This is a genomic window from Chitinophaga sp., assembly GCF_035564935.1.
In the GTDB taxonomy this organism is placed as follows: Bacteria; Bacteroidota; Bacteroidia; order Chitinophagales; family Chitinophagaceae; genus Chitinophaga.
Window position 1 is genome coordinate 1 of sequence record NZ_DATMTE010000289.1, and the last position, 16,220, is coordinate 16,220.

The 16,220-nt window shown below is 47.4% G+C and carries 14 protein-coding genes; 13 read left to right on the top strand and 1 reads right to left on the bottom strand.

Annotation, left to right across the window (positions count from 1 at the left end):
* The 13 genes from VN105_RS07695 to VN105_RS07755 form a co-directional block, all read left to right on the top strand.
* On the top strand, positions 1-252 hold a 252-nt coding region (locus VN105_RS07695; protein WP_325639540.1), incomplete at its 5' end, for a hypothetical protein.
* Positions 249-1,325 (top strand): glycosyltransferase, encoded by a 1,077-nt coding sequence (locus VN105_RS07700; protein WP_325639542.1) that lies wholly within the window; start codon positions 249-251, stop codon positions 1,323-1,325. The genes VN105_RS07695 and VN105_RS07700, both read left to right, overlap by 4 nt.
* A 9-nt stretch (positions 1,326-1,334) precedes the next feature.
* On the top strand, positions 1,335-2,465 hold the full coding sequence (locus tag VN105_RS07705; protein WP_325639544.1) for an XrtY-associated glycosyltransferase XYAG1: 1,131 nt from the start codon (positions 1,335-1,337) through the stop codon (positions 2,463-2,465).
* Positions 2,466-3,371 (top strand): glycosyltransferase family 2 protein, encoded by a 906-nt coding sequence (locus VN105_RS07710; RefSeq protein ID WP_325639546.1) that lies wholly within the window; start codon positions 2,466-2,468, stop codon positions 3,369-3,371.
* Positions 3,372-3,377: 6 nt separating this feature from the next.
* Positions 3,378-3,959 carry a WcaF family extracellular polysaccharide biosynthesis acetyltransferase gene (locus VN105_RS07715; protein ID WP_325639548.1) on the top strand — a complete coding sequence of 194 codons (582 nt, stop codon included), beginning with the start codon at positions 3,378-3,380 and terminating at the stop codon, positions 3,957-3,959.
* Entirely contained in the window at positions 3,956-5,389 is a 1,434-nt protein-coding gene (locus VN105_RS07720) for a capsule assembly Wzi family protein (protein ID WP_325639550.1), read from the top strand. Before VN105_RS07715 ends, VN105_RS07720 begins: the two co-directional genes overlap by 4 nt.
* Positions 5,390-5,405: 16 nt before the next feature.
* Positions 5,406-6,641: a WcaI family glycosyltransferase gene (locus VN105_RS07725; protein ID WP_325639552.1), complete on the top strand. Its 1,236-nt coding sequence runs from the start codon at positions 5,406-5,408 to the stop codon at positions 6,639-6,641.
* A 30-nt stretch (positions 6,642-6,671) separates the two neighbouring features.
* Positions 6,672-8,057, top strand: coding sequence for an undecaprenyl-phosphate glucose phosphotransferase (locus VN105_RS07730; protein WP_325639554.1), 1,386 nt, complete (start codon positions 6,672-6,674; stop codon positions 8,055-8,057).
* Between the two features lie 57 nt (positions 8,058-8,114).
* A complete protein-coding gene (katE, locus tag VN105_RS07735) occupies positions 8,115-10,256 on the top strand; it encodes a catalase HPII (RefSeq protein WP_325639556.1) in 2,142 nt (713 codons plus the stop codon).
* 64 nt (positions 10,257-10,320) lie between these two features.
* Positions 10,321-10,986, top strand: a complete 666-nt coding sequence (locus tag VN105_RS07740) for an epimerase (protein WP_325639558.1) — start codon at positions 10,321-10,323, stop codon at positions 10,984-10,986.
* 301 nt (positions 10,987-11,287) lie between these two features.
* Positions 11,288-11,977: an NUDIX hydrolase gene (locus tag VN105_RS07745; RefSeq protein WP_325639560.1), complete on the top strand. Its 690-nt coding sequence runs from the start codon at positions 11,288-11,290 to the stop codon at positions 11,975-11,977.
* Positions 11,978-11,981: 4 nt separating this feature from the next.
* Positions 11,982-12,527 carry a 2OG-Fe(II) oxygenase gene (locus VN105_RS07750; RefSeq protein WP_325639561.1) on the top strand — a complete coding sequence of 182 codons (546 nt, stop codon included), beginning with the start codon at positions 11,982-11,984 and terminating at the stop codon, positions 12,525-12,527.
* Between the two features lie 8 nt (positions 12,528-12,535).
* Positions 12,536-13,267, top strand: coding sequence for a metallophosphoesterase family protein (locus VN105_RS07755; RefSeq protein ID WP_325639562.1), 732 nt, complete (start codon positions 12,536-12,538; stop codon positions 13,265-13,267).
* A gap of 205 nt (positions 13,268-13,472) precedes the next feature.
* Here VN105_RS07755 and VN105_RS07760 read toward each other — a convergent pair whose 3' ends face one another.
* Positions 13,473-15,980, bottom strand: coding sequence for an outer membrane beta-barrel protein (locus VN105_RS07760; protein WP_325639564.1), 2,508 nt, complete (start codon positions 15,978-15,980; stop codon positions 13,473-13,475).
* Positions 15,981-16,220: the final 240 nt, after the last annotated feature.

Genomic DNA, 16,220 nt, shown 5'->3' on the forward strand with positions numbered 1-16,220 from the left:
CGTATGATTGATGATAAACCTGATCTGCAACTGGCACACCCTTTACTGGCTGGGGTGGAAGAGGGCGTGTTAAAGGCTTTTTCACTGGAGCAGATGGCCTTTACACGCAGCGGTTTGCACTGCGATCTGCATCCGCGCTGGAAACGCGATGGCAAGGTGGTGGCATTCGACTCCATCCATGAAGGCCGCCGCATGATTTACGGTTATGATGTGAGCAGTATTATTCATGCACATAAAAATGTATTGGTATGATTGCCATCCTGCAGCCATTGGTACCACATTACCGCGAACATTTTTTTAACCGGCTCCATGAGCAGGCGCCTTTCGATCTGTATTGTTATGACCAGGCGGATGCTATCAAACAACAAAACCTTTCAGCGGGTAATACCGCCGTGAAACAATTGCCCGCGTTTAGCGTAGGTCCGTTTGTGTTATATAACCCGTTACGTTTTTTTAAGAAGGATTATAAAATACTGGTGCTGATGCTCAACTTTGGGCATCTTTCCACCTGGATGATCCTGTTGCTGAAACCCCTGCTAAAGCAGAAAATCATCCTCTGGGGGCATGGTATCTCCGTGAAGCGGTATGTACAGGAAGAACAAAAGCCCAGTCGGCTTCTGAGATGGATGATCCGGCTGGCAGATGCTACGTGGTTTTACACCCCAAAGGAAATGGCGCTGTGGCAGCAGGAAATGCCCGGCTTAAAAGCAGTAGCCCTGAATAACACCATTTCGGAAGTGGAGAAGATCATGCAGCAGGAAGCGCCGGATAAAACTGCGTTGCGTGAAAAGTATAAGATCCGTTCCAAACGCATATTGATCTACTGCGCCCGGTTTAATGAAACCGGCCGCCGTATTGACCTGCTGGAGAAGCTGATGCAGGAAACCGATCCGGAAGAGTATGGATTTATCATTATCGGCGCCGGCAAATACAAACCGGATTTTAGTAGTTATCCACATGTGTATGATTTCGGGGCTGTATATGATGCTACCGTAAAACAGGAGCTGTTTGGCATAGCTGATCTGTATTTCCAGCCGGGATGGATAGGCTTATCGGCGGTGGAAGCCATGGCTTATGGTAAGCCGGTATGTACGTTCAAACGCAGTGAAAACGTGTTGCAATGCGTGGAGTACAGCTATATCCGGGATGGTTATAATGGCCTGATCTTCGACAACATGGAAGAATGTTTGTATGCACTGGATCAGTTATCGGATGAGGAGATCAACAGGCTGGGGCAACATGCGAAACATTTTGTAGGAGCGCATCTTACCATGACAGCTATGGTAGATAATGCTTTTCACTCTTTAGATGCGATGAATAAATAAAGCTCGTTTATGAAGATACTTTTTATTGTTCCTTCCTACAAGCCGGCCTATGTGTACGGAGGCCCGATTGTAGTAATAGCGCGACTGGCGGAACAGCTGGTGTTAATGGGGCACCAGGTGGAAGTGTATACCACTACGGCCAACGGCGCAAAGGAACTGGATATAGCCGCCAACAGCACGGTGATGATAGAAGGTGTAAAAGTTACCTACTTCAAAAGGATCACCGGCGATCATACACATGTTTCGCCGGCGTTGTGGAAAGCGGTGTGGTTCAATGCGGGCCGGTTTGATAAGGTGCACATCCATTCCTGGTGGAATTTTCTTGTAATGGGCGCATCGTTTATATGTAAGTGGAAAAACCTGAAACCTGTATTATCGCCGCATGGCATGTTCTGCGATTATGTGCTTACCGCCCGCAATAACCGGAAAAAGAAGTTGCTGCATACGGTAATGGGTAAACGTTTATTAAAGCATACCTATTTGCATGTGTCGTCGGAGCTGGAGTGGAAAGAATGCAGGCAGGTGAACAACAGTTGGGAAGGCGGGCAGGTATTTAACCTGGTGGCTCTGCCGGCGGAGAATTTTTTACGTGCGGAGAACGACGTGTTTACTATCAGTTTTCTTTCACGGGTAGATCCCAAGAAAGGGCTGGACCTGCTGATCCGGGCGCTGGCCATTGTATCGTTCCCTTACCGTTTGCAGATTGCCGGTAGTGGCGATGTGGCGTATGTGGCTGAATTGAAGGAATTAATTGCTTCGCTTGATATGGATAACAGCGTTGAATGGGTAGGTTGGAAAGGCAGTGAGGATAAGTTTCATTTCCTCGCTGCCACCGACCTTTTTGCGCTTACTTCGCGGAATGAAAACTTCGCCATTGTGGTGATCGAGTCGCTGTACGCAGGTACGCCCGTGCTGATCAGCGACCAGGTAGGGTTGGCTGCATATGTACAGGAACATGACCTGGGCTGGATCACCGGAATTAACAGCGTGGAGATGATTGCCGCGAAACTTACTACCGCTTATGGGCAGAAAGAACAACGGCAACGCATTACCCGGGCAGCGCCTGTGCAGATCCGGAATGATTTTAATGATGCCGCACTGGCATCGTCTTATATAGCACTATATGAAAAATGTAGTTAGATGAAGATAGCGGTAGTAATACTCACTTTTAATGAATCGTTGCACCTGGGCCGCTGCCTGGAGAATCTCCGCCAGATAGCGGACGAGCTGTATGTGATAGATGCTTTTTCTACAGATGACACAGTGACGATCGCAGAGAGATACGGCGCAAGGGTTTTTCAGCGGAAATGGATCAACTATGCTAACCAGTTTCAATGGGCGTTGGACCATTGTGGTATTGAAGCGCCTTGGATAATGCGCATGGACGCAGATGAATACCTGGAACCCGGACTGGTAAAGGAAATCCAACATCGTATAGATAAGGTACCTGACGATATAACGGGAATATATATACGCCGTAAGGTATTATTCAAAGGTAAATGGATCCGCTTTGGTGGTTTCTACCCGCATACCCTGTTGCGGATATGGCGTAATGGGGTTGGCAGCATCGAACAGCGCTGGATGGACGAGCATATTGTGTTATCCAACGGCGCTACGATGTTGTTTAAGGAACATATAGTAGATGATAACCTGAACTCTATTCACTGGTGGGTGAACAAACATAATAACTACGCCATCCGTGAAATGGTAGACCTGCTGAATATCCGCTATGGCTTCTGGAAAACCGATGAAAGATTGTTGCGGGCCAATGGTACCCAGGCGAAACGAAAACGCTTTCTGAAAGAAAAAGTATATGCGGCTATGTCGCCGGGGATGCGTGCCTCGCTGTACTTCCTGTTCCGCTATGTAGTGCGGGCCGGTTTCCTGGATGGATATAAAGGTTTCCTTTTTCACTTTATGCAGGGATACTGGTATCGGTTACTCGTAGACGTTAATGTACAGGAGTTTCAGCAGAAACTGGAAGGAAATGAAAGCAGGGAAGATATTATGGCGCTATTGAAACAGGACTATAACATTCATATCTGATATCACATGACCACTAATCTTGCTGCATTTAATACCGGTAACTATTACGCCGGGCCGAAGTGGAAAGTGCTGTTATGGTACTTTTGTAATTACTATATTTTTAACAGTGCTTTCCCCTGGCCTTACAGCCTCAAAGGCCGGCTGCTGAAGCTATTTGGCGCCCGTATCGGTAAGGGCTTCGTTATAAAAACAAAAGTGCGGATCAAGTATCCGTGGTTACTCACGGTAGGTGATCATTGCTGGATAGGAGAGTCGGTGTGGATCGATAACCTGGCCCCTGTAACACTGGGCAATCATGTTTGTCTTTCCCAGGGTGCATTGCTGCTTACCGGCAATCATGATTATAAACGTGCCGATTTTCCTTACCGCCTTGGCCCTATTAATATTGATAACGGCGCCTGGATAGGCGCTATGGCAGTGGTTTGCGCCGGTGTTACCTGTGGGAGTCATGCGGTGCTTACGGTGAACAGCGTGGCTTCAAAAGATTTGCAACCCTGGCTGATCTACTCCGGCAATCCTGCAATGGCAGTACGCAAACGGGAAATAAACGCGCACACAGTAACATTGCTAAATACAGCGGCTATATGAAAAAGTGGTGGTTATATATCGCGTTAACTGGTAGTTATGCAACCGCATGGGCGCAAACCCGCCTGGCTGACTCACTGGAGGTGCACGCCGGCATTACCGGTACTATTGCGGCAAAAGATTACCAGCCGCTCTGGCTCATGGCAAATCATTTTGGCACCATCAGCAACCGGAAGGGCGATGTATCCAGTCATATAGGCTTTAGCAACCGGCACGTATGGAAGGATGATTTTTATATAAGGTACGGGCTGGATGTTTATAATAACGACCAGTTCCATCAAACGTTCATAGAGCAGGGGTATTTGAAAGCAGGTTACAGGCACTGGGAAATCAGGGCCGGGCGGTATGAAGAAATTATCGGGGAAACAGATAGAGACCTCAGCAGCGGCTCCATGGGCATCAGCGGAAATGCGCTGCCAATACCGAAAGTTGGCATAGCTGTTACAGATTATACCAACATCCCTTACACTAATGGATGGGTACAGTTTAAAGGGCTTATCAGCCATGGCTGGATGGGAAACGACCAGTATATTAAAAATGCCTGGTTGCACGAAAAGAATTTTTATCTCCGGATAGGTAAAAGAAGATTAAAGGTATTTGGAGGTATTCAGCACTACGCCGTATGGGGTGGGAACCGGAAGGACCTGCCAAAGATCACCGCCGGCTGGCAGGGATTTATGGATGTGTTATTGGTAAAAACAAAAGACGACGGCACCGTGGGCACCACGGAAATACATCCTAACCGGCCCGGCGATCACCGGGGTATCATAGAAGGTGGCATTGAATGGGAAAATGAACGATTGCTGCTCCGCATGTATAACCAAACACCGTTTGAATCAGGGCAGGGTATTGATATCCGTAACATCGACCGTCTTCTTGGCATTGTGTATATTAACAAGCAGGCCGGTAGCTGGCTGGAAAAGATGACGGCGGAGTTTATCTATACCAAACAAATGAATGATTTTTTCCCGCTTCACCAGCGTGAAAGCTACTATAACAACGGCGTGTATCTTACCGGTTGGGATTATCATGAGCGGGTGATTGGCACGCCGCTGTTTATTGACAGGGACCGTGGACAACATTATTTCCCCTCCATGAAGCCATTCAACTGGGATGCCCCGAAAGATTCGCTGCGGGCAAAAGGAGGAAACATCATTAACAACCGTATCATGGGAGTGCATGTTGGCGCATTTTATCATCTCCCAAAAAAAATTACCGGCAGAACATTAATTACCTATACCCAGAATTATGGCACTTATACCAATACGGTGCTTTTTAGTCCCATGAAACGGCAATGGTATACCCTGCAGGAGTTTCAATACCAGTTAACTGCCAGTGGATTATCGCTGAAAGCGGCAATAGCGGTAGACCAGGGCCAACTGTCCGATAACGTGGGGTTTATGATGGGTATATTATGGAGCTGGCGGAAATAATTTAAAACTAACGTATATGGGTAAACGAATATTACTGATAGGCGGCAATTTCTCACCCGAGCCAACAGGCATAGGAAAGTATAACGGGGAAATGATCAGTTGGCTGGCAAATAACGGGTACGACTGTACGGTAATAACCACTTATCCCTATTACCCGCAATGGAAGGTGCAGCCACCTTATGAGCGGTCTAAGAACTGGTTTAAGAAAGAAATGCACCCGCAGGGAAAAGGGACGTTTACTGTATACCGCTGCCCGCAATATGTGCCGGCAGATCCTTCGGGGAAAAAGCGGATGTTGCAGGATGCCTCTTTTGCCGCAGCTGCGTTCATTAAAATAATGCAGCTGGTATGGAAGAAGAAGTATGATATTGTTATTACGGTAGCGCCTCCTTTTCACCTGGGGCTGCTGGCAGTACTCTATAAAAAGCTAAGAGGCGCCAGCTTCGTGTATCATGTGCAGGATCTGCAAATTGAAGCTGCGCGGGATTTGCAGATGATCCGCTCTGCAAGGCTGATTAATGGGTTACTGAAACTGGAGAAGATGATCCTGCGGCAGGCAGATCATGTGAGCAGCATTGCCGATGGCATGATCCGGAAAATCAGTGATAAAGCCGGGAAGGAGGTGTTTTATTTTCCTAACTGGGTAGATACAACACAATTTCATCCACTAACGGAGAAGGATATATTAAAAGAGTCGTTTGGCTTTTCGCCCGGCGATAAAATTGTACTGTACTCCGGCGCTATCGGGGAAAAACAGGGGCTGGAAGCATTGTTGCATGCAGCAGCTGCATGGCAGCACCGGGAAGAAATGAAATTCCTGATCTGCGGCTCCGGGCCTTATAAGGAGAAACTGGAGCAACTTGCCGCGCAACTGCAGTTAAAGAATACGATCTTCTTCCCGTTGCAGCCCCTGGCGGCATTTAACCGTTTCCTGAACATGGCCGATGTGCATCTCGTTATTCAGAAGTCACATGCCAGCGACCTTGTGATGCCCTCAAAACTAACAACCATACTGGCGGTGGGCGGCATTGCCCTGATCACTGCCAATGAAGGTACCGGGTTGCATGACCTGGTTAGCCGTTATCAAATGGGCATCCTGGTAAATGCTGAAGACCAGGAAGCCCTGCAGGCAGGCATTGGAAAGGCCGTATGGGGAGATATAACAGACATTGCAAGGAATGCACGTGAATTTGCCGCCGGCCATCTTTCTATTTCAGGAGTGATGACGCGCTTTGAAGAACAGGTGGCGTAGCGTTTTTATTGATCAACCATATTCTATTTTATGCTGAACCGGTATCTCAAAATTTGCAGTATCCAGTTGATTGTGCTGGACTTTATCTGGCTGAATGTATTGTTTTTTTTAACCAGTTCCTGGCTGCAGCGGTACGACCGTATGCAGGACATTAACGTGGATATTTTCCTCGTGGTATCAAACCTCTCCTGGCTGGTGGCCATGTACACTACCGGTATTTACTTTCTCAGCCAGCAGTTATCGTTTGATCGTATTGCCCGTAAAACCATGCAGAGCATGGCGTTTTACCTGTTGCTCCTGTTGTTGTCGTTGTTCCTGACTAAGCAGCTATATTCCCGCTTGTTCATTCTCAGTTATTGCACCGGTTTCCTGTGTATGGTACTGCTGGGACGATGGCTTTTTTACCGGGTAACACGGCATATCCTGCAAAGGAGCGGGGTAGAAAAGAAAGTAGTGATACTTGGGTATAATGATCTTTCAAAACAGCTGGCTGATCAGCTGATAGAGGATAACAGCAACCTGAAGTTTGAGGGATATTTTGAAGAATACAGCAATGTGCATGAATTGTCGTATTACCCGGTGATAGGTAACCTGGAAGCCTGTGTGCCCTATGCACAGTCTAACAACATCCGTGAAATATATTCCACATTATCTCCCGAAAAATTTCCTTACCTGTATACACTGGCTAAGGAAGCAGAACTGAATTTAATTCACTTCCGTTTTGTGCCGGATTTCAAACTGTTTGTAAACAGGCAGATCTTTGTAGACTACTTCAATAATATTCCTATCATTTCATTGCGTTCAGAACCGTTGGATGATATTGCCAACCGCATCCGTAAGCGCGTGTTTGATATTATTTTCAGTGGCCTGGTGATTGTTTTTATTTTAACCTGGCTGATCCCTTTACTGGCACTGCTTATCAAACTGGAATCCAAAGGACCGGTATTTTTTATACAGTACCGCACAGGCCGGAATAATATGAATTTCCCCTGCCTGAAACTGCGTAGCATGTATGTGAATGACGAAGCGAATGCGAAACAGGCTACGCGGCACGACAGCAGGTTTACGAGGATAGGGCGCATTCTTCGTAAAACCAATCTCGATGAAATGCCGCAGTTCCTGAATGTGTTCATGGGTGATATGTCCATAGTAGGTCCCCGGCCTCATATGCTGCGGCATACAGAAGAGTTCTCGCGGGTCATCCAGCAGTATATGATCCGGCATTTTCTGAAACCTGGTATTACAGGATGGGCGCAGGTATGCGGGCTGCGTGGGGAAATTACAGAAGAGTCGCATCTGCGCAGGCGGATAGAGCATGATATCTGGTATATGGAAAACTGGTCGGTATACCTCGATCTGCGGATTATTTTTTTAACGATCCGGAATACGATTAAGGGAGATGAGAATGCGTTTTGAACAGGTATGGTTTGTGTGAATGATAAGGTCCTGCCTCATCATTAAAACACCAGAACCATGGCTAAGAAAAAAAATCCTATCGTTGGAAACTCAAACAAGAAGCTGGAAAGTCTTACCCCGCATACAGAAGAAGGGGTGGACCAATTCCTGACCACTAACCAGGGTGTGCGTATCAACGACAATCAAAATTCACTTAAAGCAGGCGAACGTGGCGCATCGCTGTTGGAAGATTTTATTTTAAGGGAAAAAATTACCCACTTTGACCATGAGCGTATCCCGGAAAGGATTGTGCATGCGCGCGGGGAAGCAGCACATGGTTATTTCAAGGTGTATGAGTCTTTGGCAAAATATACCAAAGCAGGTTTTTTGCAGGACCCATCAAAAGAAACACCTGTATTTGTGCGCTTCTCCACCGTAGCAGGCTCACGCGGTTCTACAGACCTGGCTCGTGATGTACGCGGGTTTGCAGTGAAATTTTATACAGATGAAGGTAACTATGACCTGGTAGGTAACAATATGCCAGTGTTTTTTATACAGGATGCCATGAAGTTTCCTGACTTTGTGCATGCGGTAAAACCCGAACCTCACAATGAAATGCCCCAGGCTGCTTCTGCTCATGATACCTTCTGGGATTTTATATCGCTCGCACCGGAAAGTATGCATATGATCATGTGGGTAATGAGCGACCGCGCTATTCCGCGCAGTTTGCGAATGATGGAGGGTTTTGGCGTACACACGTTCCGCTTTATCAACGAAGAGGGGAAAGGTAGTTTTGTTAAGTTTCATTGGAAACCTTTACTGGGTGTACACTCCGTTGCATGGGATGAGGCGCAGAAAATTTCAGGGAAGGATCCGGATTTCCATCGCCGCGATTTGTGGAATGCCATTGAATCCGGCGCTTACCCTGAATGGGAGCTTGGTGTGCAGATAGTGGCGGAAGAAGATGAGCACAAATTTCCTTTCGACCTGCTGGATCCTACCAAGATAATTCCGGAGGAAGTGGTGCCGGTGATGCGTATCGGTAAAATGGTACTGAACCGTAATCCCGATAACTTTTTTGCAGAAACAGAACAGGTGGCCTTTCACCCGGGGCACCTGGTACCGGGTATAGATTTTACCAATGATCCGTTGTTGCAGGGAAGATTATTTTCTTATACAGATACGCAGTTATCGAGATTGGGGAGCCCTAATTTTCATGAAATTCCCATTAACCGGCCGGTGGCGCCATTGCATAATAATCAGCGCGACGGCCACATGCGGCAAACCATTAACCGTGGTGAAACGGCTTATGAGCCTAATACTGTCAGCAATGGTTGCCCTTTCCAGGCAAAGCTAAAAGACGGTGGTTTTACTTCTTATGAAGAAAGGATTGATGCAAAGAAGATCAGGGGACGCAGCGAAAGTTTCTTTGATCATTTCAGCCAGGCTGCCCTGTTTTATAATAGCCAGTCGGAGGCCGAGCAACGGCATATCATCAATGCACTTCGCTTTGAATTGGGCAAGGTAACGCGTACGGATATACGTGAGCGTATGGTGGGTATTTTAACACAGGTTGACAGAACACTTGCCGCAGAAGTGGCCGCCGGGCTGGGATTACCGGTGCCTGAAAAACCGGCGTATCCTGTTAACCATATACGCCCTGCGGATGCGGATATTGACAGCTATGAACCACGGATGGTAAAACAGCAGGTGGAACGTTCACCGGCGTTGAGTATGGCCAATACGGTAAAAGATACCATTAAATCAAGACAAGTGGCTTTCCTGGTGGCAGACGGCGTTTCCGGTAAGGATGTGGCAAACATGAAGGCCGACCTGGAAGCAGCCGGTGCACAGGTACAGCTGATAGCGCCAAAGCTGGGAATGATTAAGGCGGATGGCGGCACAGATCTGGAGGCGGACCAAAGCTTTCTCACGGCGGCATCTGTATTGTTTGACGCCGTATATGTGCCTGCAGGCAAGGCCAGTGCCGCCGTATTAGTCAAAGAACCGGCGGCGCTGCATTTTATCAACGAAGCATATAAGCATTGTAAGGCGGTTGCGGTAAATGGAGAAGGGGTAGACGTACTGAAGGAAACGTACCTGCAAACCGAAAGCAATGAACCGGGGCTGTTGATCAATAAAAGCGGTAAGGATTTTATTGACGCTATTGCCCTGCACCGGTTTTGGGAAAGGGAAGCCAACGACAGTATCCCGGCATAGATATTTTATTAAAAATGAAATGAAAGATCTAAATTTCAGAATATCTGAAATTTAAAATATTCCTATGGAGATAAGAGCCATCATTACAGGAAGTACCGGAATGGTAGGGGAAGGAGTGTTGCACGAATGTTTACAGCATCCGGATGTAAAGGAGGTGTTGGTTATTAACCGCAAACCCTGCGGTGTGCAGCATCCTAAGTTGAAGGAAATCATTCATGAAAATTTTTATGATATGCTGCCCATTGCCACGAAGCTGCATGGCTATAATGCCTGCTACTTCTGCCTGGGTGTTTCTTCCGTTGGAATGAAGGAGGATGCCTATAAACGTGTTACGTACGATCTTACCATGGAAGTGGCCCGGACACTGGCCGCTCTTAATTCGGATATGACTTTTTGTTATGTGTCCGGTGCGGGAACAGACGGCTCAGAGAAGGGGCGGAGCATGTGGGCGCGGGTAAAGGGCAAAACGGAAAATGACCTGCAGAAACAGCCATTTAAGGCGGCGTATATGTTCCGGCCGGGCTTTATGCTGCCCACCGAAGGATTGCAGTATACACAGAAATACTATAAGTATATGACCTGGGCCTATCCTTTTTTCAGGCGGGTATTTCCACAGTGGGTGTCTACCCTGGCGGAGCTGGGGCAGGCCATGATCAACGTTACCCGTTACGGGTATCCGAAGCCGGTGCTGGAAGTAAAGGATATTGTGACTTTGGCCCACCGGGCATAAAATACTGGTAACCTGCGGGATAGCGGGTCACTTTATATAGATGGCGGGGTGTATATTTGCATCTTGTTACTTTAACAGTGTAACAGTTGTAGGTTATGAGATGACTGGAATATTCCTATCCCGGGTCCAAATAAAAAAGGCGGTGCTCAGGCGCCGCCTTTTTGTTTTATATAGCTCCCAAAGCCAGTCTCCGTGCTGTTTTTCAGGCACAACGGAACCGGTTGATACCCGGTTAAGACAACTTTATTAGGTCATCTCCCTGAAAATTCCTTACTTCACGTTAAATTGACGCAAACAAGATATGAAGCCTTTCCACGAGTATAAGAACCCGTCCCTGGCTGTAGACCTGGTGGTGTTTGGCTACCACAACAATACCCTGTCGGTATTGCTGCTGAACCGTAAGGAGGAACCCTTTAAAGACTGCTGGACCTTACCGGGCGGTTTCCTGCAAATGGAAGAAACCTTCCTGGATACCTGTTCGCGGATCCTGCAAACGAAGCTGGGGATGAAGGAAGTATTCCTGGAACAGCTATATTCTTTTGATGCGCCGGACAGGGACCCCCGCGGACGGGTAATTGCCGTAGGGTATTATGCGCTTATTAATCCTGCTAAGTTCAGCGTGGTAGCGGGTAGCATGGCAAACGACGTAAAGTGGTTCAATGTAAGGAAAATGCCTGCCCTGGGCTTCGATCATAAGCATATTTTTAAACAGGCGCTTCAAAGGCTCCGCTCCAAGATCCAATACGACCCCGTTGGATTTGAACTGCTGGATGAGCTGTTTACCATCACGGAGCTGCATGAATTGTATGAATGCATCCTGCAAACCACCATCGACCGCCGCAATTTCCGCCGGAAAATACTGGATGCTGCCTACGTGATCAATACCGGTCTGAAACGCGAGGGATTAAAGAACAGGCATCCCGAACTGTATAAATTCAACAAACAACTAAAGAAAAATAGCTTCCAGATCAATGTTCCCAACGAAACCTGATGTTATGGAAAAAATCACTTACACCCCGGAGATCTTTACTATCAAAGACTTTTTCAGCACGGAAGAATGTGCCGTCCTCATAGAAAAAAGCGAGGCAATGGGTTATGAAGAAGCCACTGTAGACGTGGGGGGAGGCGTACAGCGCATGATAAAAGGTGTACGAAATAATGAGCGGGTATTGTATAACGACAAGGCTTATGCTACCTTTATCTGGGAACGGCTGAAAAGTTTTGCACCTGAGGGAAAGGATAACAGGAACGCCTCCGGTGTAAATGAATTGTTCCGTTTTTATAAATACAGCCCGGGCCAGCGCTTTAAAATGCACAAGGACGGCAGTTTTGAACGGAACCGTTTTGAAGCCAGCCAGTATACTTTTATGATTTACCTGAACGAAGCATATACCGGCGGGGAAACCATTTTTGCCTCCGGCGAAATTGTCCGCCCGGAAACCGGCACCGCCCTGGTATTTCATCATCCGCTGCGGCATGAGGGCTCGCTGCTTACCGCCGGTGTGAAATATGTGCTTCGCACGGATATTATGTACAAATAAAACGAAACATGCCCGCAACCTACGTAATAGGTGATATACACGGTGCGCTGAGAGCCTTGAAACAGCTGGTAGAGCGTATCGCGCCGAATACAACCGATACACTGATTTTTTTAGGAGATTATGTTGATGGATGGTCTGAATCTGCAGAGGTGATTTCCTGGCTCATGGAACTGGAATCGCAATACAACTGCATTTTTATTAAAGGAAACCACGATGCCTGGTGCGAATCCTGGTTGGATGGTATCATGCCGGAAGCCTCCTGGCAGCGTAACGGCGGCAAAGCTACTGTGGAGAGCTTCAATAAATTATCGCGGGAAGCGCTGGAGCGTCATCATCAATTCCTGAACCGTATGCGTATGTATCATATCGATGACCAAAACAGGTTGTATATACACGCAGGCTTTACCTCCACGCATGGCCCGGCCCATGAACGGTTTGAGCCCATGCTTTACTGGGACCGGAGCCTCTGGGAACTGGCCCTGGCAATGGACCGCAGTATACCAAAGGATTCAAAGTTTTACCCGAAAAGACTGCTGCAGTTTAAAGAGATCTATATTGGTCATACCCCCAGCCTTAATTACGGGCAGGAGCTTCCCATGATCGCCTGCAACGTGCACAACATCGACACCGGCGCCGCTTTCAAAGGCAAAATTTCCGCGATGAATGTGGATACGAAAGAAGTATGGCAGAGCGATGCGGTGTATTTGCTGTACCCGGGGGAGAATGGCCGGAATCCCTGATCCTGATTAAGGATCTGCGCATTACTCATCATCACTGCAAAACAGCAAAAGGAAGTTAACAAAAAGAATCTTTTCATGATACGGGATAATAAAAGTCAGGTTACAAATATCATCTAAAGATGAAAAAAATTCCGGACAAAAAAAAGCCCGGAACGCTCAGGTGTATCCCCTCGCATTCCGGTGCTTTACACTATAAGACAACTTCTTACTGGATCACTTCCTGCATGCCCTGCATACCGGCGCCCATATTCTTTCTCTTGAACAGGCTGGCGTCAACTTTACCGAACCTGTAAGCAAATGTGAGGCGCATCATCTGCGGGTCGCGGAGACGGCTATAATATTGTGTGAAATAATCACTTTGTGAATACTGGTCGGACCAGCGTGTTCTGAAAATATCATTCACGCTGAATGTTACAGAAGCTGCGTTGTTTTTCAGGAAGCTCTTTTTGATGGCCGCATCTACGCCATAAAATGAAGCAATGTAGCCCTGGGATGCATTCTGCGATTGTTGCATTGGCGGACCGCTCTGCACATTTTTATTTTCATTCACCGGCAAATTGGTTTTCGACTGGTAAGTACCCGTGAGCTGCACTTCAAAACTGGCAGGCAGCTTAAAGGTATTGTTAAGCTTGCCAAACCAGCTCCAGAGAGCATCCTGCGACTGTGTAACATTGTCGGTATTGATCTGTGAATTATAGATATTCACATTGGCTGTGGCACTCCACCATTTGGTGAGATTATACATAGCGGTTACCTCCGCACCGGCAGAGTAGCTGGAGTTCGCGTTTATATAAGTGTTTACCAGCATCTCCTGGCCGTTTGCCGGATCGGTTTCCTTTGTGAGGTAACGGGTGATCAGGTTGTTGGTATGCCGGTAATAGAGAGATGCCAATATAGTATTGTTACCCTTCAGCGTTTTCAGGTACGACATTTCCAGTGAAGTGGTGAACTCTGGTACCAGCCCCGGGTTACCTTTCGTGATATTCAGCTTATCAGTAGAATCGGTGAAAGGGATCAGCTGGAAGAAGTTAGGCCGGTTAATACGGCGGGTATAGCTCACCTGCAGCTCCTGGTCGTGTTTCAGCTTTTGGCTCAAAAACAGGGATGGGAACAGGCTTACCGGGTAGTTATTTGAAAAGTGCTGCCCGTTGTTCAGCAGGTCGCCGGTATAATTAGAACTTTCTGCACGTACACCCACCTTGTAGCCGAAATTACCAATGGTATTGGATACGCTAACATAAGCGGCATATACGTTATCGCTGTTCTTGTAATTATTGGAGGCGGCCGGGATCAGTACATATTTCTGTGTTTCCTGGTCCAGTATGTAGTTGTTGAAATTACTCTTCGTGTTGCGGATGGAGGCTCTCAATCCCGTTTCCAGCTTTAATTTACCGGTAAATGGTTTTACATAATCCGTTTGAATGGTCATAAAGCTCACGGCGCCGTTGCCCAGGATCTGTTGTATATCGCTGCCGCTGATATTGCTGCCGCTGTAACGATCGGTCCGGTAGTCGGAGTTGTTGTCGCTTTTTCCACCGAAGTAGTTAAAGTCGGCCGTCAGCTCTTCCCCCTCTTTAGGGAAAAGGTGTTTCATTCCCAATACGATCCCGTTGGCGTTAAACTTATTGTGGGAAGTGGAGTTACGCTGACTGAAAGCCCGTATGGTACTGGATTTATCCAGGCTGTCGGTATTAATATCTATCCTTTCAGATGGATTCATGGAGCCATGCACTTTAATACCGGCTACAGATAAAGTAGTACGGTTGGTTACAAACCAGTCGAGCCCCAGCTTCCCAAAAACGAAACCGCCGTCAGTTTTATTGGCGTTGTACTGGTTAATGAAAGTGGGTGGTTCATCTGCGAAGTTGTTACGCTCGGTAGTACCATTGGTGCGGCCTTTCATCTGGTTGCCCATTACGCTGGCGGAAATATTTACTTTATCCTGGCGCAGGTTAAAGTCTGCCCCGCCATTTACGGCGCCGCGTTTATCCACACCGGCGCGAACATTACCGTTGTAACCGGTTTTCCGGTTCTTTTTCAGCACAATGTTCAGGATACCGGCGCTGCCACCGGAAGCATCGTACTTGGCGGATGGATTAGTGATCACTTCCACATTTTCAATGGCATCGGCCGGGATCTGCTCCAGCGTGAGGGTAGTGGGGCGCCCGTCGATATACAGTTGCGGGGCACTGTTACGCAGGGTTACATTACCGTCGATATCCACATTTACGGAAGGTACATTTTTCATCACGTCCAGTGCGGTACCACCGGCACTTACGATGTTTTTTTCCACGTTGAACACCTTTTTATCGATATCCATCTGCATCAGCGGTTTGGTGCCGGCTACCGTAACTCCCTGCAGCTGGGTGGTGCTCACTTCCAGTTTGATATTACCGAGGTCCTTTTCAAAAGGAGGAAAGGTTACCCGTTGTTCAATGGTTTTGTACCCCGTGGCGGTGATCCGCAGTTTCAGCGGGCCTCTGCCGGGAAGATCTTCCAGGCTGAACTCACCGTTACCTTTGGTAAGTGCGCCTTTCAGCAGCTTCTCCTTCATTTTTTTTGTGGCGCTATCCATCCGGTTTCCGAGAATAATTACAGATGCGTACGGAACAGCTTTTCCATCGGGGTCAATAATTTTGCCATATACATGGCCACTCATACCCATACCCATCGGCATTTTGGCGCCTGCGGGCGGCTGAGCTACAGCACTCATTGAAAGCAAAAACAGGGTGATAAACAAATAAATCTTATGCATTTTAATATAAATTCAGATGACGCAAAAGTATACCCACCAGATGGATAAAATAAATTAAATGAGATGAGTGGGGAAAAAATAGCTACGAACAGTCGGATCACTGACCGGTCTTTCCGGCAATGGCATATACCGCGTCACGATAAGTATCGCCCACAGGGAGTTCCAGCGTATCAAGGAACACGCTGTTTTTCCGGATGG